Annotated in this window: 15 protein-coding genes and 1 riboswitch; of the genes, 11 read left to right on the forward strand and 4 right to left on the reverse strand. The window is 39.0% G+C overall.

Annotation, left to right across the window (positions count from 1 at the left end):
* Positions 1-89 precede the first annotated feature (89 nt).
* Complete coding sequence (locus ACH8E3_RS15020; protein WP_458633452.1) at positions 90-1,481, forward strand: sulfatase family protein; 1,392 nt, start codon at positions 90-92, stop codon at positions 1,479-1,481.
* Between the two features lie 63 nt (positions 1,482-1,544).
* Positions 1,545-4,208, forward strand: a complete 2,664-nt coding sequence (locus ACH8E3_RS15025) for a carbohydrate binding domain-containing protein (protein WP_458633453.1) — start codon at positions 1,545-1,547, stop codon at positions 4,206-4,208.
* 118 nt (positions 4,209-4,326) lie between these two features.
* Here ACH8E3_RS15025 and ACH8E3_RS15030 read toward each other — a convergent pair whose 3' ends face one another.
* From ACH8E3_RS15030 to ACH8E3_RS15040, 3 genes are all read right to left on the reverse strand, one after another.
* Positions 4,327-6,315: a beta-galactosidase gene (locus tag ACH8E3_RS15030; protein WP_458633454.1), complete on the reverse strand. Its 1,989-nt coding sequence runs from the start codon at positions 6,313-6,315 to the stop codon at positions 4,327-4,329.
* A 29-nt stretch (positions 6,316-6,344) separates the two neighbouring features.
* Positions 6,345-7,853 (reverse strand): sulfatase family protein, encoded by a 1,509-nt coding sequence (locus tag ACH8E3_RS15035; protein WP_458633455.1) that lies wholly within the window; start codon positions 7,851-7,853, stop codon positions 6,345-6,347.
* Between the two features lie 164 nt (positions 7,854-8,017).
* Positions 8,018-9,712 (reverse strand): PucR family transcriptional regulator, encoded by a 1,695-nt coding sequence (locus ACH8E3_RS15040; protein WP_458633456.1) that lies wholly within the window; start codon positions 9,710-9,712, stop codon positions 8,018-8,020.
* 298 nt (positions 9,713-10,010) lie between these two features.
* Between ACH8E3_RS15040 and ACH8E3_RS15045 the strand changes: the two genes are divergently transcribed.
* The 7 genes from ACH8E3_RS15045 (at position 10,011) to ACH8E3_RS15075 (ending at position 18,071) form a co-directional block, all read left to right on the forward strand.
* The gene (locus ACH8E3_RS15045) at positions 10,011-10,895 is read left to right on the forward strand and encodes an oxamate carbamoyltransferase subunit AllH family protein (RefSeq protein WP_458633457.1); all 885 of its coding nucleotides are present in this window, start codon (positions 10,011-10,013) and stop codon (positions 10,893-10,895) included.
* Positions 10,892-12,439, forward strand: coding sequence for an acyl-CoA synthetase FdrA (gene fdrA / locus ACH8E3_RS15050; RefSeq protein ID WP_458633458.1), 1,548 nt, complete (start codon positions 10,892-10,894; stop codon positions 12,437-12,439). Before ACH8E3_RS15045 ends, fdrA begins: the two co-directional genes overlap by 4 nt.
* A 2-nt stretch (positions 12,440-12,441) precedes the next feature.
* Positions 12,442-13,869: a YlbE family protein gene (locus ACH8E3_RS15055; protein ID WP_458633459.1), complete on the forward strand. Its 1,428-nt coding sequence runs from the start codon at positions 12,442-12,444 to the stop codon at positions 13,867-13,869.
* Between the two features lie 95 nt (positions 13,870-13,964).
* Complete coding sequence (locus tag ACH8E3_RS15060; protein ID WP_458633460.1) at positions 13,965-15,125, forward strand: ankyrin repeat domain-containing protein; 1,161 nt, start codon at positions 13,965-13,967, stop codon at positions 15,123-15,125.
* Positions 15,126-15,157: 32 nt separating this feature from the next.
* Positions 15,158-16,108, forward strand: coding sequence for a carbamate kinase (gene arcC / locus ACH8E3_RS15065; protein ID WP_458633461.1), 951 nt, complete (start codon positions 15,158-15,160; stop codon positions 16,106-16,108).
* A 41-nt stretch (positions 16,109-16,149) separates the two neighbouring features.
* Positions 16,150-17,601 (forward strand): cytosine permease, encoded by a 1,452-nt coding sequence (locus ACH8E3_RS15070; RefSeq protein WP_458633462.1) that lies wholly within the window; start codon positions 16,150-16,152, stop codon positions 17,599-17,601.
* Between the two features lie 17 nt (positions 17,602-17,618).
* Positions 17,619-18,071, forward strand: coding sequence for a nucleoside deaminase (locus ACH8E3_RS15075; RefSeq protein WP_458633463.1), 453 nt, complete (start codon positions 17,619-17,621; stop codon positions 18,069-18,071).
* Positions 18,072-18,137: 66 nt separating this feature from the next.
* Here ACH8E3_RS15075 and ACH8E3_RS15080 read toward each other — a convergent pair whose 3' ends face one another.
* Positions 18,138-19,010, reverse strand: a complete 873-nt coding sequence (locus tag ACH8E3_RS15080; RefSeq protein ID WP_458633464.1) for an alpha/beta hydrolase — start codon at positions 19,008-19,010, stop codon at positions 18,138-18,140.
* 152 nt (positions 19,011-19,162) lie between these two features.
* Here ACH8E3_RS15080 and ACH8E3_RS15085 point away from each other — a divergent pair, with 152 nt between their 5' ends.
* Together ACH8E3_RS15085 and ACH8E3_RS15090 are read left to right on the forward strand one after the other, a co-directional pair.
* On the forward strand, positions 19,163-20,413 hold the full coding sequence (locus ACH8E3_RS15085) for an allantoate amidohydrolase (protein WP_458633465.1): 1,251 nt from the start codon (positions 19,163-19,165) through the stop codon (positions 20,411-20,413).
* 130 nt (positions 20,414-20,543) lie between these two features.
* Positions 20,544-20,643, forward strand: a riboswitch (purine riboswitch).
* A 175-nt stretch (positions 20,644-20,818) separates the two neighbouring features.
* Positions 20,819-22,165 (forward strand): NCS2 family permease, encoded by a 1,347-nt coding sequence (locus tag ACH8E3_RS15090; RefSeq protein ID WP_458633466.1) that lies wholly within the window; start codon positions 20,819-20,821, stop codon positions 22,163-22,165.
* Positions 22,166-22,557 lie beyond the last annotated feature (392 nt).

The following is a 22,557-nucleotide window of genomic DNA, read 5'->3' on the forward strand; positions in this document are numbered from 1 at the left end:
GAGAACTCTCTCTTGCTTTTTCCGAATTCCTATATAGGTTCCAAAAATAGGAATATATATAGCGCAAAGTTATAGGAGGTTATGTCAACATGAGAATCATATATATGGACTTAGACTCACTTCGTCCCGATCATTTGGGATGTTACGGTTATCATCGTAACACATCACCAAATATCGATCGTATTGCAGAAGAAAGTGTTATTTTCTCAAATTATTATTGCTCTGATGCTCCTTGTTTGCCTTCAAGGTCAGCATTTATGTCAGGCAGATTTGGTATTCATACGGGTGTAGTCGGACACGGTGGAACTGCAGCTGATATGAGAAGAGAAGGAGTAACACGGGGATTTGCAGATCGTCTAAAGTCAGAAAGCCTTCCCGGTGTCATGCGTCAGGCTGGTTATAAAACGGCCAGTATTAGTACCTTTGCTGACCGTCATTCCGCATGGACTTTCAATGCAGGCTTCAATGAGGTGCATAATATTGGCGAGAATGGTGGCGAATCTGCGCATCAGGTGCTACCCGTTGCTCTGAAATGGCTAGAAGACAATAGCGGCTTAGATGATTGGTTTCTTCATTTGAACTTTTGGGATCCTCATACACCATATCGCGTTCCTGATTCATATGGAGACCCCTTCCAAGATGATCCTTTACCAGAATGGTTGACAGAGGAAGTATTCCGGTCTCATCTAAATAAAGAAGGACAACATAGTCTTTCAGATATGAATGCCTTAGCGAAATCGCATTACCAGCAGTGGACACGACATGAGAAGCCTGTGACGACATATCAGGACCTTCGTAACATTATCGATAATTATGATTGTGCAGTTAAGTATATGGATGATCATATTGGTCAAGTATTATTGGAACTTGAAAGGCTTGGTATCCTCGAGGATACGGCGATTCTAGTCAGCTCTGATCATGGTGAGAATCTGGGGGAACTTGGGATATATTCCGAACATGGTACGGCAGATCAAGCAACTTGCAGAATTCCGATGATTATTCGTTGGCCCGGTGGAATGAAAGGCACGACAAATAATGAACTGCATTATCATTTAGATCTTGCCCCAACATTGGCAGAAATGGTTGGTGTAGCAGCGCCCGATCGTTGGGATGGTCAGAGTTTTGCAGATAGCATCACAACAGGTGGGACGACAGGAAGGGAATTCCTTGTGCTGTCGCAATGCGCCCATGTATGCCAAAGAAGTGTAAGGTACAAGGATTGGCTTTACATTCGCTCCTACCACGATGGTCATCATGGATTTCCAAAAGAAATGTTATTTGATCTGAAGAATGATCCTTACGAACAGCATAATTTAGCAGAAGAAAGACGAGATATATGTAAGGAAGTCGTCTATCTGTTAAATGAATGGCATGATGAGATGATGGCAACGATGGACTGCGATATTGATCCACTATGGACGGTAATGAAGGAAGGCGGGCCTATTCATGCCCGAGAATATTTGGAATGGAAGAACATTTAGAAGAACAAGAAGTCTCGCACTATCTGCGCTAGTATCTTAATCCCCAAACAGGAGGTCATTTCAATGCGAAAAGGTAAAGGTCATGCATCCATTTTATTAATATTAGTATTTTTGTTGGTGATTGGAATAGGTTCAATACCTATTGGATCACAGGTGAAAGCACAGGGTGCGAATCTTCTGCTTAACCCCGGGTTTGAACAGGTAGTTAAGGAAGCAGAGCCTGTAGGATGGTCAATCTATACAAATAATCCAACGAAAAGACCAGGTATTGTGACAGATGCTATCCTTGTAAAAGAAGGGAATAAAGCGGGTTATATCGTTGCAGATAGTTCGCTAACTTTTTCATTAACTGGTTTGAAAGCGCACACAAATTATACTTATTCTGCTTATGTGAAGTTAAGTGATGCTGTAGGTACTGCCAAAGTAGGTGCTAAGTTCTATGATGGAAGCCAACCCGATATTATGATAACTGCTACAGGGAATTCATATTCCTTATATACAGTGTCGTTCACTACAGGAAATCAAACTACGGCACAAGTGTACCTATGGTCTTCTAGTGGATTGTCAGGAAATCAAAGAGCTTTTATAGATCAAATCAGCGTGGTGGAGACGAATCTACCAGCGGCAACCAACCTTGTTACTAATGCAAGCTTTGAACAAGTGAATAATGATTATGATCTAAGACCTGCGAATTGGAGAGTGTGGCCAACGCAAGGAAATATGCCAGTAACCATTTCTGATCCAGCGAATGTGCATGAAGGGAATAGGTCTGGTGCTATTAGACCTAGTAGTTCTTTAAACTACGATCTGACAGGACTTACGAAGAATACCTCATATAAATTCTCAGCTTATGTGAAATTCAGTGATGCAACGGCTGGCGCGGTATTAGGTGTCAAAGTTGGTAATAATGAGACTAAGAAAACAGTCACAGGCACAAATTATACGCTACAGGAAATTACTTTTAATACAGGCAATCTCACTACGGCTACCGTATATTTGTGGGATGGCAGTTTATTAACTTCAAATCAGCGTGGTTATATTGATCAAGCGAGAGTAGAAGAACATGTAGGAGCTGGACCTGTGAGCGCAACCTTGAATGTCAATGAACTGTTGCTTGCAAAAGACTACGAATATCCTTTAAATGTTACGATTTCTCCATCAAATGCTCCTAATAAAAATGTGAACTTCAGTAGCAATAATGTAGCTGTTGCGACAGTGAATGCCAATGGCGTAATTACTGCAGTTGCAGCTGGAACTGCGATTATCTCAGCAACACCACAAGCTGGAGGCTCAACAGTAAGTTGTACTGTGACGGTTACACACAATAAGGAACCTTGGTATCCAGGTAGAACGACAAACCAATGGAATTTAACCAAAGAAGATGACTTTAACGGAACACAGCTAGATTCGGCTTTATGGACGATCAGAGGCAAAGAGTATGCAACATATCATAGAGATGACTTGGTGTCCGTTTCGGATGGTAAGTTAAAATTGAAAATTGAAAGAGAGCCCGATGGTAATGTTGTATTGGGTAGAGTGGATACGCATGGTGAAGATAGACAGACAGATGAAGTTGTTAAATTTGATCAAAAATACGGATTCTTTGAAGTAAGTGCTAAAATTCCACCTACGGAGAAAACATATTTTACATTCTGGTTGTTTAATTATCCGGGTGTATTTAATGTAGATGGCGCAGCCAAAGAAGGTCTAGAAATAGATGTAACAGAGACAGTATGGCAAGGAGATTTCACAGAGACAGCATTGCACTGGGATGGATATGACGCAGATCACAAGAGCACAGGCAGTGGTAAAAAAGCAGCGCCAAATATTCATAATGGGTTTCATGTCTATGGTCTAGAATGGACAGAAGATTACCTGAAGTTCTACTATGATGGCAAACTAACTTGGACGTATACAGATAAAGCTAACATTCCATTGGTTAAAGAAGTATTTATTCTTTCTAGTGGTTGGGCAAGATCACCAGGATGGGGTGAAGGTAACATTGATAATGCGCAATTACCTTATTTCTCCGAAGTAGATTGGTTCAGAACTTATCAGCGTGCGGATGTGGGACAAACCCCAGATACTATAGCCCCTATACTTTATGGTGTCGACAGTTTACAATTGCCTTTAAACAGTACTGTTGATTTGAAGGAAAAGATATACGCCATCGACAATAGAGATGACAAAAAGGATTTAGCGAACAAGATCACGCTCAATGAATCGAATTTAAATAGGAGTGTGAAAGGAAATTATACCGTTACTTATACTGTAAATGATGTTGCAGGAAATATAACGACGAAAGTTAGAAATGTGACAGTCATTGATCCACCCCTTAATCTAATTCAGAATGGACATTTTAATGCGGGCAACTTATCCCACTGGACATATGATTCGGGTAAAGCTAGAATCGCCCAAGGTATGTATCAAGGCAAATATGCTGTTGTTGATAACGCATCACAAATGAGTCAGACCTTTACTGTCAAACCGAACAAAGTGTATAAAGTATCATATGATGCTAAGCTGGAAAAATGGAATTCAGGAAATCTATTCATTGGAGTTAATCATGGTAGTATTCCAAGTGAGCAACAATTAACCAGTGCGGAGTGGAGACCTTATGAGTTCACTTTCACTACAGGCTCAACAGCTAATGCGGCAACATTTTATATTAACAATACAGCAACAAGCAAAGCCAACATCGATAATATATCAATAGTAGAAATGTAATAACTAGAGTAATGTTTATAACTGTTCTTTAAAATATAGACTACCTCCTTTTAAATAAGGAAGTAGTCTTTGCTTTAGTGTTATGAAGAGGATGATTATTCAAGCTAGTCTAGCAAGATCATTTGGTTAGAATACGCACGCTGTATGGCTTCATGGAGACTACTTGATCTGTCAATTGCTCCTGATTCCAAATATCATTCATTGGCTTAGGAATGGTTATACGAAGTTCCTCGTTTGAACCATTAATCATGAAGTAATAACGCCTGCCTTCCGAATCTCGCCTCATTGATAATTCAAGATGTTTGGGAGGTGTTATAGCAAGTAAAGGTGCAAGGCCTAGACGTTGACACAAATGTTGAATTAAATCCTTATAAAAGGTAGCTTCGGCAAATGTTGCAATATACCATGTTTCTCCTTTGCCATGGGTTTGTACTGAAATAGTAGTAGTATTCGCAAACCATTGATTTGTAAAATGAGCCACAGATTCTGCGGTGATGGACTTAATGGGCTCATGAAATAGTTGAGAAGTATAGACAGTTCCATTCCACTCAAATTGTACATCGTTAGCTGGTCCTGTTGTTATCGTATCGTTTGCCGTGGCACCTAATAAAGAGATCATTCCAGAATGATGACGCTCAGGATAATAGCATGCTTCGGTATTCTTCACACCACTGAGCGGATGGAGAACCAGAATTCCGCCAGATTTAGTGAATTGATGTAACTTCTCGATAAGTTCGTCATCAACTATCGGCAACATAGGAACTAAGAGTATCTTATAAGCAGAGAAATCCCCATGAACACCAATAGCATCGCAGTTATATCCTAATTCTCGGACGGTATGATAAAGTTTGTTCGTTTGTTTCATATATAGCGTATTATCACCTGTCCAGCTTGACTCGTGTTCTATATGCCAGCGACTTTGGAAATGATAGAGAACTGCAATTTCACTGACGAGTTGAGATCCTGTGATGAGCGATGCAATATGTTGAAGCTTGCCACCGATCGATTTGCACTCTTCATAGATCCGTGTAGGTCTGCCTGCGAAATCCATGATCGCACCATGATTTTGCTCCGCCCCAAACGGGAACCTCTTCCACGGGAAGTAAAAGACACCATCGGCACCATTGGCAATCGTATGAAGAGTTAACCGTTCTAATTCACCTGGGGCAGGTGTGTTGTTCGTAGCTCCAATAATAGAATGCCCCTCATTTCTTAATTCATAGACATGGAAGGGAGCCTTTTTGAAGCTCCTGTTGGCAGCTAAGCCAAATGCAACATTGGACCATTGATCACCATAACCCGGGTAATAATTAGTTCCCGTGATATCTAAATGCTTCGCCATATCGTAGTTGTCTGTTCGATTATTCCATGGCATCTGGTTATTAGTGGTGACATATTGATGTTGTTCGCTCAGATGTGGACGAATGGCTTCCGCCAGTAAGCCAGCTATATTCACATTACAGTCACTGCGGAATTGACGCCATGCTTGTAAGAATGCTGGATTATAATCTGCTTTGGTCACACGCGGGGTCACAACTTGAGAGAATTGATCATATTCAATTCCCCAGAATACTGTTCCCCAAGCTTCATTTAGAGCATGGATATCCTCGTACTTTGTTTCTAGCCACTGATGCCATTTGGTTTTGCAAATGGAGCAATGACAATCAGGTTCATCTCCAATCTCGTTATCTAGATGCCAACCAAGAATACGTGAATCATGACCATAACGTTCAGCCAGTGCTGTCGCAAGTCTAGTAGATGTTTCAATAAGAAGCGGATGATTGATACAGAAAGTATAACGACTGGCATATTCCAGCCGTGTACCGTCAGCTGTTTCGATAAGAAGTGTGGGGTCCTTTTCCATGAGCCAAGATGGAATTGTCCGCATTGGAGGACAGAGAACGACACCAATGGAAGCTTGTTGAGCCACGTCGATAAATTGATCTAACCATTTGAAGGTATATTTCCCTTCGGTGGGTTCAAATCTTTTCCAAGCGAACTCTCCAATTCGAAGCGCATTTAGTGAAGCTTGTTTCATATATTCTGTATCTGTTATCCAATCTATTGGTGTACGATGTTCTGGATAATAACAAGCACCAAATAACATATGAATTCTCCTATTCCAATAATTAGTAGTTAAGCCCCCCAAATTCTAGGCATTGGCATCGATTCTTTTCCCAGCTCGGCCCATATATATTTCATAAGTAGCTCAGATTTCAAAGAAGCTGAAGCAGGATCATCCCATAAGTTATGAAGTTCTTGAGGATCTTCTTGTAAATCGAATAACTCACCGTATATTTGTTGATAGTATACAGTTATTTTATAGCGATCATTTACGTAGGTCTTCTGATGAATGGTCGTTGCCTCATGTCTAAATTCGCAAATCGCATGATCTCTAGCAGAATCGGCTTGTCCTAGCCATACATCCTTTTGATTCACACCTGTCATCGCATGTGGAATCGGAATATCACAAAAAGATAGGAAGGTTGGTGCTAGATCAACAAGTGATTGAATGGCTGAAGATGTTCGTCCCGCAGGAACATGGTCTGGATATCGTACAATGAAAGGTAGCTTAATCAGATCCTCGTAATGAAATCCGCCTTTATATTGCAAGCCATGCTGACCGAAGAAGTGTCCATGATCTGTGGTGAATACAACAATGGTATTATCAGTTAATCCGAGTTCATCTAGCTGGTCAAGGATTCGTCCAATGTACTTATCCATCATACTAATCATGCCGTAATAATTAGCGACTAACGCTTTGCTATCTTCCTCTGAAGTGAGATGAGAATGGTAGCCATGAATTCCACATTGACTCTCATCCAGATGTGAGAAATCAGGTTTCTCTAGCTGCGTCATACGGAAGTGAGGTGGGTTCTGCTCATGCTCACCAGGAACGATTGACGGAATATCTAATTGATCCGGATCATACATCTTATCCCAAGGCTCTGGAACGAGGTAAGGAGGATGTGGATCAAAGAAGCTTGCCCAGAGAAAGAAGTTCTCGTCATTGTCTTTATATTGTTGAAGCAAAGCATTAGAACGTTCAGCAATCCATGTATTGTAATGATATTCCTCAGGAAGGGGCCAAGTGTACTTCGTTGAAGGATCCATGTTTCCAGTAGGAGCTAAGAAATAATCACGCCAATTCAAACAACCCTTCTCTTCCATCCATAAGGCATAATGTTGTCCGACATGGGCTTCATTCGTATGATTTCTAGCAAGTTCAATATGATTAAATCCATAGAAGGATTCATTGAAATTTTTCCAGAATTCCAGATCTTGTAATAGAGGATAGGATTCTAATGACGTATATCCATCCTTTTCGCGTAAGGGTTGGAAATGCGCTTTACCAATTAAGGCAGTCTGGTAGCCAGCTTGGCTGAAATCTTCACCAACGGTATGACGATCCTCGAGTAGCTTCGTCCCTAAAGACCAAGCCCCGTGCTGACTGGGATACAACCCTGTAATCACCGAAGAACGAGAAGGTGTACAAGTTGGATTCGGACAATATGCACGTGAGAAGTGTGTACCTTGTTTGACCAAGCGATCTAAATTAGGTGTATGAATATTTGAATTGAAGGCACCGATGGTGTCCCAGTGCTGTTGATCACTCGTAATGAGTAAGATATTAGGTTTATTCATAATGAACATTCCTCCTTTGTTCCATTATAAATGGTCACGCACCTCCTTAGAATATCATTATGTATGTTGTTTATATCATTTTGTTAGGTATAAGGAGACTGATAATTTTAAAGTGTCAGCACTAAATAGCATGCTTATATACAATGGTTCAAATCCGAATCAAGTCACAAAGTCTTATTTAACATACTAAATATCTTTAAAGCTAATTGAATCCGCAGCAGTTCTTCAGAATGTTTTAAATCAATATTCAGAATTTCCTTTATTTTCTCAATTCTATAGATAAGTGTGTTTCTGTGCAAAAACATGGCCTTAGAGGTTTCGGTGACATTCAGATTGTTATAAAAGTAATTTTCTAAAGTTAACATATATCTTGTACTATGTAACTGATCATGATCATGAAGTTTACCTAGACACTTTCGAAAAAAATCTTCTAATGCGACGACCTTGATATTTGAATCCAAAAGGTGGTACACCGAAAAATCTTCGAAATGATTGACCGTGTTTTGGATATTTTGCTGTTGCATTAATTTAATCATTTCGTTCGCTTCAGAAAAGCTTTTATGTAGCGAGCTTATGGTACTGTATTGCTGGCCAATGCCAATTAGGAACGTTTCCTTCGTTTTATGAATGAGCATCTCAAGTAGTTCGCTTGCATATTGTTTGGCCTCATGGATAGAAATAGGCGGTCTCTCTTCATTTTGTCCAATCAGAATAATGACTCTATTATTTCGATACAAGCACTTAATATCTCCTATCGCTTTATGCGATACGTCATAAATGCTATCCATACACTGTTTTGCAAGGGACTCCATTTTAAATTTTTCTATGATCATATCTTCAAATTTATCCACTTCATTTACTTCGATATGAATAACAATACTAAAATACACGAAGCTTGGGTTTAGTCCATGTAAATAACATAAAGTTTGTAGAGCTTCTTGAGATGTGATTTTTCCTGAGAGTAAGTCATCAAATGCGTCCTGTTTGATTCGTAGTTCAAGTTCTTTCATTTCCCTTGCTTTGATCATTTCAAGCGCCATGATCGTGGAGGCTTGTTGAACAATAATATAATCAAATTCTGATAGTTCGTGAACCGTCTGCCATATCACAATATAACCATAAATTTCGTTAGAAGCGGCGACAGGTATAACTCTACATCTTATTTCCTTATCTTCTGAATGATAATTCCTCTGGATAGACTTTTTCATTTCACTTAGATTTGTAGGTATGGAATCTATGAACGCTTTATTGAAAACAGGATTTTTTTGTGTGAAGTCAAGATAATACTTTAAAGGAATATTATTTTGAGCGTGTTCAGTGTGATGTAATAATCTCCACTCTTTGTCTACGATAATAATGGGATTACGGATCGTTTCAGATAACATGGAAGATATTTTTGAAATACCTCCGCCTTCAAGTGCTATTTTAAAAAACAAGTTATGCATATCTAAAGTTTTTCTGTTGAGTAAATCATATCTTCCCGAAACTTTTTCATTAATGATCGAAATGACATTAGAGAGTGTATATTCAAATGGTAGCTCTAAGAGAGGTAAACCATACTTGTTGGCTTCATCAATCATGTTCTGAGGAAGTTTGTCGAAATACCGTTTCATTTTCACAACTAGACCAGCACAGTTAAGCTCTGAAAGTTCCTTAATAATTTTATTTTGCAACTCAGCGTTATTTTTGAAGATATAACCCGTGGATAAGAGTAGTTCGTTAGGTGACAGCCAGTCGAACGCATCGGGATTCTCAATAATATTGACAATAGATATTTTGTTATGAATTCCTTTTTCACCAGCAACAAACTTTATACCATCAATAGCTTTAATCTTCAATAAGTCTTGAACTGTTAACAATTTAAGCACTCTCCTCTGGCACACTTTTAATACATTGATTTGTATAACATGCACAAATGTGATGTATCCTTTTTGGTTTAGTTAAACGATGACGACTCCTAATATATATTATATAGTAAGTTAGTAAAGTTTGTTGTGCTTAGTGCTACAATTTGTACGAAACAACCAAATCATTTAGTTCATCTGATAAGTGAATGGGAGGTAAATTAGCTGTTTAATGTCGTAAAATGCGGAGTTATTTAAATCTTTATTTAAATATGGGAAGCTTATAAGGGAATTCAATTAGAGGTGACTCATAGTGAGATTAGCGAAATCCGGTGATGGCGAATTAATTCAACGAATAATCCATCGTAAGTTTTATGGTTTTGTTCATAGCACGTTTAATCGCACACTAAATATTCAATGTTTAGAAAGTGGAAGTTTGTATACCATTGCGTGTAAGGGAATAGACAATGCTCCTAATACACTTGTTATTGATTTAGATCGTTTTGAAGATGTAGATATTGCTGTGAATGATATTGTAAGTTCGGAGCATTCGATTGTATCGATCGCGAATAAGATGTCGATAACCGTGGACGGTGCTATGGAATGGAATTGTGTATTGCCCATATACCCCTCAGAAGTCGATGTCTTAGAAAAGAATTTATTTATAATGAAGCGATATATCAACAATCATGGTAAAAACAGCGGAATTGAAAGGGTTTACACAAGTGATAGTCCTTTTGATTTTGAAATGTCTAAAATGCTTCATGAACGGACTCAGTTACTGATATCTGAATTGCAAAATAAGCGAATGTCTACTGCAATAAAATATGCAACTTCACTGATAGGCCTTGGACCAGGATTAACGCCAGCAGGCGACGATTTCTTAGTGGGATTGTTTACCGTCTTCAATATCAAAGATAGCCCATATGTTTCATATCAATCGTTTCGTGAAGAAGTCGTATCACAAGCGAAGAGCTTAACAAATGACATCAGCTATGCAGCGTTAGAGAAAGCAGCTGTTGGCAAGGTAAGAGAGTCTATAAGTGATTTGATGAGTGATTTATTCAGAAGCAACGAAGAGGGATTAATAGGGTCTTTACGTAAAGTATTGGCTATCGGTTCTTCTTCTGGTACAGATATAGCTCTAGGGATTGTTGCTGGCCTAGAAATAAACATGAAAATTGGAGGTAGAGTATGACTGTTCAAGTATTAGTGAAACCAAACACATATATCGATTCCGTATCTTTGATGTCTCTTACAACAAAAGCGAATCAAATCGAAAACGTTGACCAAGCCATTATTGCAATGGGTACTGAAATGAATAAAGAGGTAATCCGAAATGTTGGATTGATGACGCAGGAAATAGAAAATGCAAAGACAAGTGACTTGATGATTATTGTGAAGGCCGCATCGAATGAACTTTGTGAGAGTGCTTTCGTAAGTATAAATGAATTGTTTACAAGGAAGAAAGATTCTTCTAAAGGGAAAAATGAGGTGAAATACTCAACTATTTCCTCAGCTGCAAATGGTATTCCAGAAGCTAATTTAGCGGTTATCGCCGTGAACGGGATTTACGCACCAAGAGAAGCAAGAAAAGCTCTTGAAAATAATCTTCACGTTATGCTATTTAGTGACAATGTAAGTATTGAAGATGAAATTCAATTAAAAACATTAGCACAAGAAAAAGGTTTGTTAATGATGGGGCCGGATTGTGGTACTGCGATTATTGGTAATGTCGCATTATGCTTTGCCAATGCAGTGAGAAAAGGTAACATCGGAATCGTTGGTGCATCAGGAACAGGAAGCCAAGAGGTAACTGTACGTATTCATGAATTTGGCGGTGGGATCACACAGTTAATCGGAACTGGCGGTAGAGATCTAAGTGAAGAAGTTGGCGGCATTATGATGCTGGCTGGCATTAAAGCGTTGGAAGAAGACGATGCAACGAAGGTAATTGTCCTCGTATCTAAACCACCAGCACCAAGTGTAGAAGAGAAAGTACTAGCACAAATCAAACAATGCACCAAACCAGTCGTGGTGTGGTTTGTGGGTGGGGACGAAGAAAAAGTCACCGAAGCAGGCGGTCATTTTGCGAAAATGTCGAAGGAAGCTGCACTAAAAGCGGTTCTATTAACCGGGGCTGACGAAACGAAGATTAATAAACGCGCGTTAAACCTTCCACTTATTGAAGAAGTGCGTGATAAATTAAAACCTGAACAAAAATATATCCGAGGACTATTCAGTGGCGGTACGCTTTGTGATGAAGCTATGCATATCGCTATGGAGAAATTCGATAATGTCTACAGCAACATTCAGAGAGAACCTGAATATCGCTTAAAAGACGTTAAAGTAAGCCAAGATCATACATTTATTGATTTTGGAGACGATCAATTTACACAAGGTAAGCCACATCCAATGATAGATCCATCTACTCGTATTGAAAGATTTATTCAAGAAGCGAAGGATCCTTCCGTAGGTGTTATTGTAATGGACTTTGTTCTGGGCTTCGGCGCGCACGAAGATCCTGTAGGTGCAATGCTTCCAGCTATTATCGAAGCTAAACAAGCAGCTGAAGAAGAAGGAAGACATCTAGAAGTTATTGGATACATTCTTGGAACAGAACTAGATAGTCAAAATATTGAGGGTCAAATCAATAAATTGTTAGCTTCAGGTGCAACGCACGCAAGCAGTAGTCAGAATGCAGGACTATTAGCAAGAGAATTTGTTGTGAAAGGAGAATAGTCATGAGTAAAATTAATGAACTTTTTACAAATAAACTAAATGTCATTAACGTAGGTATTGAGAATTTTAAAGATGATATGTTAAAACAAAATGCGAATGCAACTCATTTGGAATGGACACCGCCAGGCAGAGGAAATACAGAATTAATTGCTGCTCTTGATAAGCTTGAGGATCCAAGTGTTATAGATAAAATCGAGGTCGCTAACAAGGAGGCTGTTGAGCGGATTATTAACTCACAACCCGTATTGATTGGTTTTGATCAAGCGATCAATGTGGTTCCTGGTATGACGAAAAACACGATTTTACATGCAGGTCCGCCTATCACTTGGGAAAGAATGAATGGTCCGATGAAGGGTGCGATTACAGGGGCAATTGTATTTGAAGGACTTGCCAAGAATATCGAGGAAGCAACTGAACTAGCCGCTTCAGGAGAGATTATCTTCTCGCCATGTCATGAACATAACTGTGTGGGCTCCATGGCAGGAGTAACATCAGCGTCTATGTTTATGCACATTGTTGAGAATAAAACATATGGAAATATCGCTTATACAAACTTAAGCGAACAATTGTCCAAAATTCTTCGAATGGGTGCCAATGACGAAAGTGTTATCACTCGTTTAATTTGGATGCGTGATGTATTAGGTCCTATTTTAAGAGATGCGATGAAACTAAACACAAATGGAATTGATTTGCGTTTAATGCTATCACAAGCTCTTCATATGGGTGATGAATGTCATAATCGAAATGTTGCGGGAACAACACTGCTAATCCAAGCGCTAACACCTTATATTATCCAGACCAATTTCACTACCCAACAGAAAAAAGAAGTATTTGAATTTGTTGGTAGCAGTGACTACTTCTCTGGTCCGACATGGATGGCTCTTTGTAAATGTGCCCTTGATGCTGCGCATGGTATTGAGAATAGTACAATCGTAACAACGATGGCACGTAACGGTGTGGAATTTGGTATTCGTGTTAGTGGAATAGCGGGTAACGTATGGTTTACAGGCCCTGCACAACAAGTAATTGGACCTATGTTTGCTGGATACAAGCCAGAAGATTCAGGACTTGATATTGGTGACAGTGCGATTACGGAGACCTATGGAATTGGTGGTTTCGCTATGGCAACTGCACCAGCCATTGTCGCACTAGTGGGTGGAACTGTTGATGATGCAATTGGTTATACAACAAAAATGGCGGAAATTACGACAATTGAAAATCCAAATGTGACGATTCCAATGCTTGACTTTTTGGGTATTCCTACGGGTATTGATGTTCAAAAAGTAATACAAACCGGAATTTTACCGATTATTAATACAGCAATTGCACATAAAGATGCTGGAATTGGAATGATTGGCGCGGGTATCGTTAATCCTCCAATGGAAGCCTTTGAAAAGGCATTACTTGCATTAGGCGAAAACATCAAATAAGAAATAAGAATGTGGTCCTAAACTTGTTTTAGGACCACAATTCTCTCTTCGAACAAGATGAACAGCTCGTGCTATGAATGTAAAGGAGTGAGAAGATGAATAATTTATCCTTGAATATAAAACTAATAGAGGCAAGTGAACAGGGAGATCTGACTTCCGTTGAGAAGCTTTTAAACGAAGGCGCTAGCATTGATTATAAAGATGCTGCGGGGAGAACAGCCTTAATGGCGGCAACTCAAAAAAATCAAATCGCCATTGCTAAAAAGTTGATTGAAGCAGGAAGTGATGTAAACACAAGAGATATCACACAATTATCTCCGTTTATTTGCTCAGCAGCAAATGGTTTTTATGAAATCTTACGTTTAATGATTGCTGGTGGAGCTGATTTGAAAAGCATTAATCGTTTTGGAGGAACAGCGCTATTACCATCAAGTGAAAAGGGATATTTAAAAACCGTAGAAGTGTGTATTGATGCGGGAGTTCCAGTGAATCATGTGAACAACTTAGGTTGGTCAGCTCTTCTTGAAGCGGTCATATTAGGAAATGGCGGACGACTATACTCTGACATTATTGAAACGCTTGTTACAGCTGGAGCAGATGTACATTTGCCTGACCGAGATGGGTTCTCATCCCTTCAACGTGCAAAAGAGAACGCTCAGCATAACGTCGTGGGAATTCTAGAGAAAAAAGGATATAAACATAACGAGTATGTGAAGCAGGCAAAGGGTCTTGCTAGTAATGATAAATACGAAGAAGCCATATCCGTTATCGACAAAGCGTTGGAACTGGAGGCTGAAAACCTTGATTTAATTTATTATAAAGGGTATTTTTTGCAAGAATTGAAGAGATACGAAGAAGCTCTTCTACAATACAAAAGAGGTTTATCGCTTGACCCAGCTGACTTAGACTTTTATTTTTACACAGCGAATTGTTTAAGACTGTGGAAAAAACCTGAGGAAGCTCTTCAAGAATATGATAAAGCAAGTGAATTAGCACCCAACGAAACATTCTACAGATATCACAAATCTAATTATTTAAGAGAGCTTGGTCGACACGAAGAAGCCGTTGCCGAAATGGATAAACTTCTTGCATTGCAGCCGAACAGATATGACTTCTCCTTCCATAAGGCGAATAGTTTAAGGTCACTAGGTAAGCATGAAGAAGCTATTGAGGCTATCGAGAACGCTATTAAGAATGATCCGACCAATCCTTTATATCACTCACATAAACAACAATCCTTGGAATTAATCGGTTAAATCATAAATTATAGCTACACAGGAGGGTCAATATGAAAGAAGTTGTCATTGTTGCTATTGGTGGAAATTCATTGGTCAAAGGAAATGATCAAGATTCGATTCAAGACCAATTTGAAGCTGTTAAAGAAGTAGTTGTTAATATAGCTGATATGGTGCAAGAGGGCTACAATGTTGTCGTTACACACGGTAACGGACCACAAGTAGGATTTGGACTAAGAAGATCTGAAATTGCACATGAAGTATCTGGAATGTCTTTAGTTCCACTAGTAAATTGTGCAGCCGATACACAAGGTGGAATAGGTTACTTAGTTCAACAGGCATTAATGAACGAATTTGCAGTTAGAGGGATTAAGAAAAATGTAGCTACGATTATAACGCAAGTTGAAGTAAGTTCAGAAGATCCTAATTTTAAGGATCCGACGAAGCCAGTAGGGTCATTTTTCACTCTAGAGCAATCCGAAGAAATGAAAAAAGAACATCCGGAATGGCGTTTTGTGGAGGATTCTGGTCGAGGATACCGAAGAGTGGTTCCATCTCCAAGACCAATTGATATTGTTGAAAAAGACGCTATTAAATCATTAATTAATGAGGGTTTTGTTGTTGTAGCTGCGGGCGGTGGCGGAATAGCAGTAGTTAAGTCTGAAGATAACACGTACAAAGGTATTGATGCAGTAATCGATAAGGATTTTGCTACGAGTCTTTTAGCAGAACAAATCAATGCAGAGACATTAATCATTACTACAGGGGTATCTAGAGTTTGCATCAACTATGGTAAACCGAATCAAAAGGAACTTGCTAAGATCAATGTTGAAGAAACCAGACAGTATGTGCTAGAAAATCACTTTCCAGCAGGAAGCATGCTTCCAAAAATTGAGGCGAGCTTAGGTTTCTTGGAAAAGGGCGGAAAGAGAGTTATTATTACCAATCCAGAAAGTTTGAAAGATGCGATCAATGAAAAAGCTGGTACTCATATCGTTAAATAATTAAGATTGTTGAATATCTTAAAGAGGCGGGAAGTGCAGATATGGACCAATCAACATTAGAAAAGGAATACGATAAGTACAAATCATACGGTTACGGAGAGGATTTACTTCCAAAAAAGCCTGAGCAAAGAGACTGGGGTATGTCCAGCTATATAACACTTTGGATGGGCGCTGTTCATAATATTATGTCGTATATGACAGTAGCAGGTTTCTTCATTCTTGGACTCGACACAATACAGGTACTGTTCGCCGTTATGCTATCAGCAGTTATTGTTTCAGGGTTTTATGCTTTAAATGGGTATTCTGCATCTAAATATGGGCTTCCATTTGCGATGTTGCTTCGTGATACTTTCGGGGTAAAAGGAGCAATTATCCCGGCTTTGATTCGGGGCCTTATTGCTGGTTTAGTTTTTTTTGGAACCACAACCGTTGTAGGTGCTGAATCCTTGAATGTTATATTTGCAAGATTCATTCCGAATTACATGACTTTAGGCGGTGACTTTAATATTTTCGGGCTAGCAGTTCCGACAATGATCTCCTATGCCATTCTGTGGACAATTACTGTTTTGTTGTTCTTAGGTGGAATGAAAGTACTGGGTAAGTTCGGTAACTGGTCATCTCCGGTAGTATATGTGTTTATCATTGGTGCAGCAGTTTGGGCGATCAACATTGCTGGTGGTTTTGGACCGATTTTAGAGTATGTTCCAGCAAATCCAAGTTCAAGTCCATTGGTCTTTATTGCTTGCGTAAGTGCATTAGTATCTAACTGGGCTGGTCCTGTTGTCAATATGGCGGATTTCACACATCGAGCTAAATCACCAAGAGCTGCTATGATTGGATTGCCAGTAGGGTTTATCCTATCCTATATTCTTTTTGCTATCACTTGTGTAGCATTGATCGCAGGTACTGAAATTGCGTTTGGTGAGCCGATTTTCAATATTGTTCAAGCAATTGATAAAATTGAAAGTACGTTCGCTGTTGTTGTATTGATTCTAGCTCTAAATGTAGGTGCAATCGCATTTGTTGTGTTTGCTAACTTATTACCAGCTGGATTGCAAATGTCATCACTTTTCCCGAAAATATTCACAGTGAAGACAGCGGGCGTCTTGACAGCTGTTGTTGGAACATTGATATTGCCGTGGAAGCTTGTAGAAAGTACGACAACATTATTCTTTTTCTATAGCTTTATCGGATCCATCTTTGGTCCAATTGCTGGTATTATGTTATCAAGCTTCTTTATTCATCGGAAGAGAGTTTTAAATCTTGACAATATATATGTTCCGGAAGGTAACAATGGTGAGTACAAGAATGGTTACAATCTCGTTGCAATGGCTGTTCTAGCAGTCAGCTTCATTCTTCCAATGTCAGGTGCATTTCTTCAAGGTGTACCATTCCTAGTTATGATGAATGATTTTGCTTTCTTCAGTGGATTGATTGTTTCGTTTACCTTATACACCATCTTCAGTAAAACGTTGAAATCTGTACAATCATAATATAGGAGGAATTTGAAATGGATTATATGAAATTGGCTGTAGACGCAACTATTGAAGGTATGAATAATAAATTTGGTGGCCCGTTCGGAGCAACTATTGTTAGAGGCGATGAAGTTATTGCGGCTGTTAGCAATACAATGATGAGAGACACCGATCCTTCTGCACATGCAGAAATGGTAGCTATTAGAGAAGCTTGTAAAAAGTTAGATACCATGGACTTATCGGATTGCGTCATTTATGCAACATGTGAGCCGTGTCCGATGTGTATGGGGGCTATTATTTGGGCAGGTGTTAAAGAGGTTCATTATTGTAGCACTAGAGATGATGCTAAAGAGCATGGCTTCTCTGATATTCATCTTCGAGAATATTTTGTGGGTCATGATGAGAGTGTCGTTAATATGATTAAAGTTGAGGACAGAGAAGATTGCGATCATTTATGGGCTCATTTCCACGAATTAAACAAAAAATAATATAGGTGATGTCAACCATTTTCCGGCACTGATTGTAGTGCCGGACTTTCCTTTTCTCCTAAAGATTTATTCAGATAGATGAATCCTGAGAAACTCAATCACTTGATTAAGGGCTTTTTGAACAATCGGGTTATAGAAATCCTTTTCAAATACATGCTCCCCATTAGGAATGGTAATTAACTTAGCTGTTACCCCTTCTTTAAGAAGAGCAGCTCTCATGAACGCGGATTGCTCATACGGTACATCTACATCATTCGTTCCATGTAATAACAATGTAGGTGGAAATTCTTTAGTTACGTGATAAATGGGGGAAAGTTTGATTAGTTCTTCCTTTTGTATTGAGGGATTCAAACCGGTTACTTCTTGAATCCAATTGCCGGATTGTCTAGCGTATAAATAGAGAAGAAAACGCTCGTCAACGCTTGCGTTTGAAATAATGTGATCAGAAACGGTACTTTTTGCAATCTCCTTGGAGACGATGTCTTTTTTGCGATAAAATTCACTTGGTTCTATCGCCCATGATGCAGAAATGTCACCATATCCATAGAAGGAGACAATTGCACGTGGCTTATGGATAAACGTTCCTGTGCAAAGCGCGAGGAAACCTCCTGCAGAACTTCCCACCACAGCAATCCTTTTAGGATTAATGGATAACTGTTGTGGACCTTCATTCACTAACCAAAGTAGTGCATCTTGGACATCTTCAATGATGTCTGATAGTTCTGAAGTGGGGGCAAGCCTATAGTCTATCGAAAATAATGCAAAACCACTATGGGTATAGAGTTGTATCATTTCTTCGGTCAGATCCTCTCGATCACCCCAAAGTAGGCCCCCACCATGAATGTAGACAATAACAGGCGCATTTGTACAGCTTGTCTTATAGAAATCAGCCTTAATCGTAAATTGATCATTTTCTTTAAAAATAATGGTATTCTTCATAATTAGTATTCACACCTCATCAAGTAAGTAAATTATAATGACTAGCACTTAACTTATTGTATACTATTCACAAGTTTTGATAAAACTGTTCCGGTAATTTATAGTAGAAAATTTATTCGTGATGCTAAGTGCCTAAGATTGGAGATATTGGTATGGATAGAAAGAATAGATATCAGGCTTTATTTGATAATATTAATCAATATAACTCGGGAGAAAAGGGTATCACAAGAATTGCATACACAAACGATGAGCAGACATGTATGCAAGCGTTTATGCGGATGTGTAAGACTGAAGGTTTAGAGATACGAAAAGATGATTGCGGAAATGTGATTGCTCGAAGAAATGGGAAAATAAAGGGACTCCCACCCGTTGTCATGGGATCTCACTTGGATACGGTTTACCAAGGAGGAAAATACGATGGTGTTGTAGGGGTAACGGCTGCATTAGAAGTAATCAAACGTCTAAACGAAAAAGGAATTGAAACGGATCATCCTATTGAAATTATTTCATTTGCCTGTGAAGAATCCTCTCGTTTTGGTATTTCAACAGTAGGTAGCAAAGTGTTAGCGGGTTTATTCGATAAGGAGAAATACAAAGATTTAAAGGACAGAGATGGGATTACGATGGAAAGGGCATTTTCTCTATGTGCTCTTGATTACAATAGTATTGATCAAGCGAGTAGAGCAAATGAAGAGTTTAAAGCTTTTTTCGAATTGCATATAGAGCAAGGCCCCGTATTAATTATTAATAATATTAAGATTGGCATTGTGACTGGAATTGCTGCACCTGTAAGATTTCAAATTAAATTAGCAGGAAAAGCATCTCATTCTGGAACGACACCTATGAATATGAGGCAAGATGCTCTTCTTGGAGCCTCAGAAATAGCATTAGCGCTTGAAAAAGCAGCAAAACTTGAACAAGAATTCGGAACGGTTGCTACCCTCGGTGTTATGGATATTCAAAATGGTGCCATGAATGTGGTACCTGGTGACGTAGAAATTAAAATTGACATAAGATCTACTTCACTGGTGTCCAGGCAACGTGTGGTCGACCATTTGTATCAAACCATATTATCTGTACAAGAGAGTAGACAACTTGAAATTGAAAGTACAATCATTATTTCGGAAGAGCCCGTCTTGTTATCTGGTGAAATCAGTCAAGTTCTGGAATCCATTTGTGAAGAGAAGGGTATATCTAACCAACTTATGATAAGTGGGGCAGGACATGATGCCATGAACATGAACAAACTATGTCCAGTAGGGCTTATCTTTGTACCTTCCGTAGATGGACTTAGTCATCATCCCAATGAATTTACAGATCTCGATGACATACTTATGGGTATTGATGTACTAGAAGAAGCTGTACTTCGTTATTCAACCGTAAGTTCAGTGAAATTATCATAAGGTGGACTGCTCCTTCATTGGAGCTTTTTTCAGCACACTATTTTCAACTAATCACGAACAAAAATATAAATAATTATCATAATGTGCGGATTTGTCATTGACAAGCTCTACGATTTCGACATAAAATGATAGAGTACAACAACACATATTTCGTATAATTCCGAGAATTGGCTTGGAAGTCTCTACGAGGTCACCTTAATGACCTGGCTACGATTATAAAGAGTTCCACAATATTAGCTGCCTTCATGGCGTGATATTATGGTTGTTCTTTTTTCGGGCCGGAGTCTACTTAGATTCCGGTCTTTTGTTGCTGTTAAACATGATTAAGGGGGAAATACTTTGAAGGATCGGTTAAATCGGTTTTTTAAATTAGAAAAGAACGGTACTACGGTACGCACAGAGGTTATGGCGGGTTTAACTACATTTATGGCGATGGCATACATATTGTCTGTCAACCCTAATACGCTAACAGCGTTTGGACAAATCGATATGGGTTGGTACTCTGTATTTCTAGCTACTGCGCTAGCTGCAGCCATTTTTACAATTGCAATGGGTTTGTTCATTAACTTCCCAGTTGCTCTAGCACCAGGAATGGGCTTGAATGCTTATTTCGCCTCTGTTGTATTGTCATCAGCAACGACAGATCACCCTTTTACTTGGCAAATGGCATTGACAGCAGTATTTATATCCGGATTAATTTTCATTCTTTTGACTATTACTCGTGTACGTCAGATGTTGTTAGAGGCTATTCCAGATAGCTTGAAGCATGCAATTACAGTTGGTATTGGATTATTCATTACGATTATAGGTTTGAAGAACAGTGGACTAATGACCATTGGCGTAGAAGCTGGTAATGATATTTCTGCACATACATTTACAGATCTGAAATTCTTCGAAACCGTTATCCATATGGGTAGCCTTCAAAATACGGATGTACAGTTGGGTATTATTGGTATCCTTTTAATCGCTATTCTGATGGTGCTTCGTGTTCAAGGAGCCATTCTATTCGGAATTCTAGGTACAACGCTTGTGGCTATAATGATGGGAGTGGTAGATTTCAGCACGTTGTCGAATCCTGATAACCACTGGATCCCAGATTTCACAGAGTTGAACTTTATGGCTTTTGATTGGGAAGGTATTATGCATACAGGTCTTATCTCTGCGATTGCTACGTTTACTTTCGTTGAGTTATTTGATACATTCGGTACGCTCGTTGGAACGGCTGAACGTGCTGGCATTATGAAGGATCCTGTTGAAGGTAAAAGACGCGTAGGTAACGCTATGTTCGTAGATGCGATCGCAGTAACAGGTGGTGCAATGCTTGGAACTTCTACAACAACTGCTTATGTTGAGAGTACAGCAGGCGTAGCTGCAGGTGGTAGAACAGGACTTACTGCGGTAATAACAGGTGTCTGTTTCTTATTGGCATTGTTCTTCGCTCCAATTGTTGCATTGATTCCAGGATCGGCAACAGCCGCAGCACTTGTTATCGTAGGTGTAATCATGTTCCAGTCTATTACAAAGATTGACTTTAAGGATATGGTCATTGGGGTTCCTGCATTCTTAACAATTGCTATGATGGCTTTCAGTTATAATATAGCTAATGGAATATCCTTTGGTATTGTGGCTTATGTCATTCTTGCTTTCTTTGGTAATCTAATTGAGAAGAAAAAATATAACGTTCACTGGTTGATGTGGGTGTTATCCGTACTGATCGTTCTTAGATACGTGTTTTTCGGAAGTGCAGCCTAATAAATATTGATCTGTAGAACCAGTATCGCCATTATGGCTATACTGGTTTTTTTTGTTGGGTTTATTAGATGAGAAAGGTGATGTGGATGATCTGTAAATATTTTCTCTTCATATAATAAAGGAGGAAGATAAAAATTGGATTGTTGCATATGTGAATGGAAGGCATTACGAGAATAATCATATGCTAGTTCTTAGATTATTTTTTTTGTAAATAAACTTGTTATTTAAAAGAACTCATGATATATTGGTAATCCGGTTGAGAGAACAAATTGTTCTTTAGGACAAACAGTAATCTCGTGTTTATGAGAAAGAAAATAAAACTTGTATTTACAAATCGGACATGGTATTATATAAAAGTTGTCACCGAGACACACTGGTGAATAACGAGAGAG

The sequence above is a fragment of the Paenibacillus sp. CMAA1364 genome, from assembly GCF_054373195.1.

Bases quoted from the DNA above. Each gene is read 5' to 3' on its own strand.
- ACH8E3_RS15020 (WP_458633452.1), top strand. From the start codon at position 90: ATGAGAATCATATATATGGACTTAGACTCACTTCGTCCCGATCATTTG.
- ACH8E3_RS15025 (WP_458633453.1), top strand. From the start codon at position 1,545: ATGCGAAAAGGTAAAGGTCATGCATCCATTTTATTAATATTAGTATTT.
- ACH8E3_RS15030 (WP_458633454.1), bottom strand. From the start codon at position 6,315: ATGTTATTTGGTGCTTGTTATTATCCAGAACATCGTACACCAATAGAT.
- ACH8E3_RS15035 (WP_458633455.1), bottom strand. From the start codon at position 7,853: ATGAATAAACCTAATATCTTACTCATTACGAGTGATCAACAGCACTGG.
- fdrA (WP_458633458.1), top strand. From the start codon at position 10,892: ATGACTGTTCAAGTATTAGTGAAACCAAACACATATATCGATTCCGTA.
- ACH8E3_RS15055 (WP_458633459.1), top strand. From the start codon at position 12,442: ATGAGTAAAATTAATGAACTTTTTACAAATAAACTAAATGTCATTAAC.
- ACH8E3_RS15060 (WP_458633460.1), top strand. From the start codon at position 13,965: ATGAATAATTTATCCTTGAATATAAAACTAATAGAGGCAAGTGAACAG.
- arcC (WP_458633461.1), top strand. From the start codon at position 15,158: ATGAAAGAAGTTGTCATTGTTGCTATTGGTGGAAATTCATTGGTCAAA.
- ACH8E3_RS15070 (WP_458633462.1), top strand. From the start codon at position 16,150: ATGGACCAATCAACATTAGAAAAGGAATACGATAAGTACAAATCATAC.
- ACH8E3_RS15075 (WP_458633463.1), top strand. From the start codon at position 17,619: ATGGATTATATGAAATTGGCTGTAGACGCAACTATTGAAGGTATGAAT.
- ACH8E3_RS15080 (WP_458633464.1), bottom strand. From the start codon at position 19,010: ATGAAGAATACCATTATTTTTAAAGAAAATGATCAATTTACGATTAAG.
- ACH8E3_RS15085 (WP_458633465.1), top strand. From the start codon at position 19,163: ATGGATAGAAAGAATAGATATCAGGCTTTATTTGATAATATTAATCAA.
- ACH8E3_RS15090 (WP_458633466.1), top strand. From the start codon at position 20,819: ATGGCGGGTTTAACTACATTTATGGCGATGGCATACATATTGTCTGTC.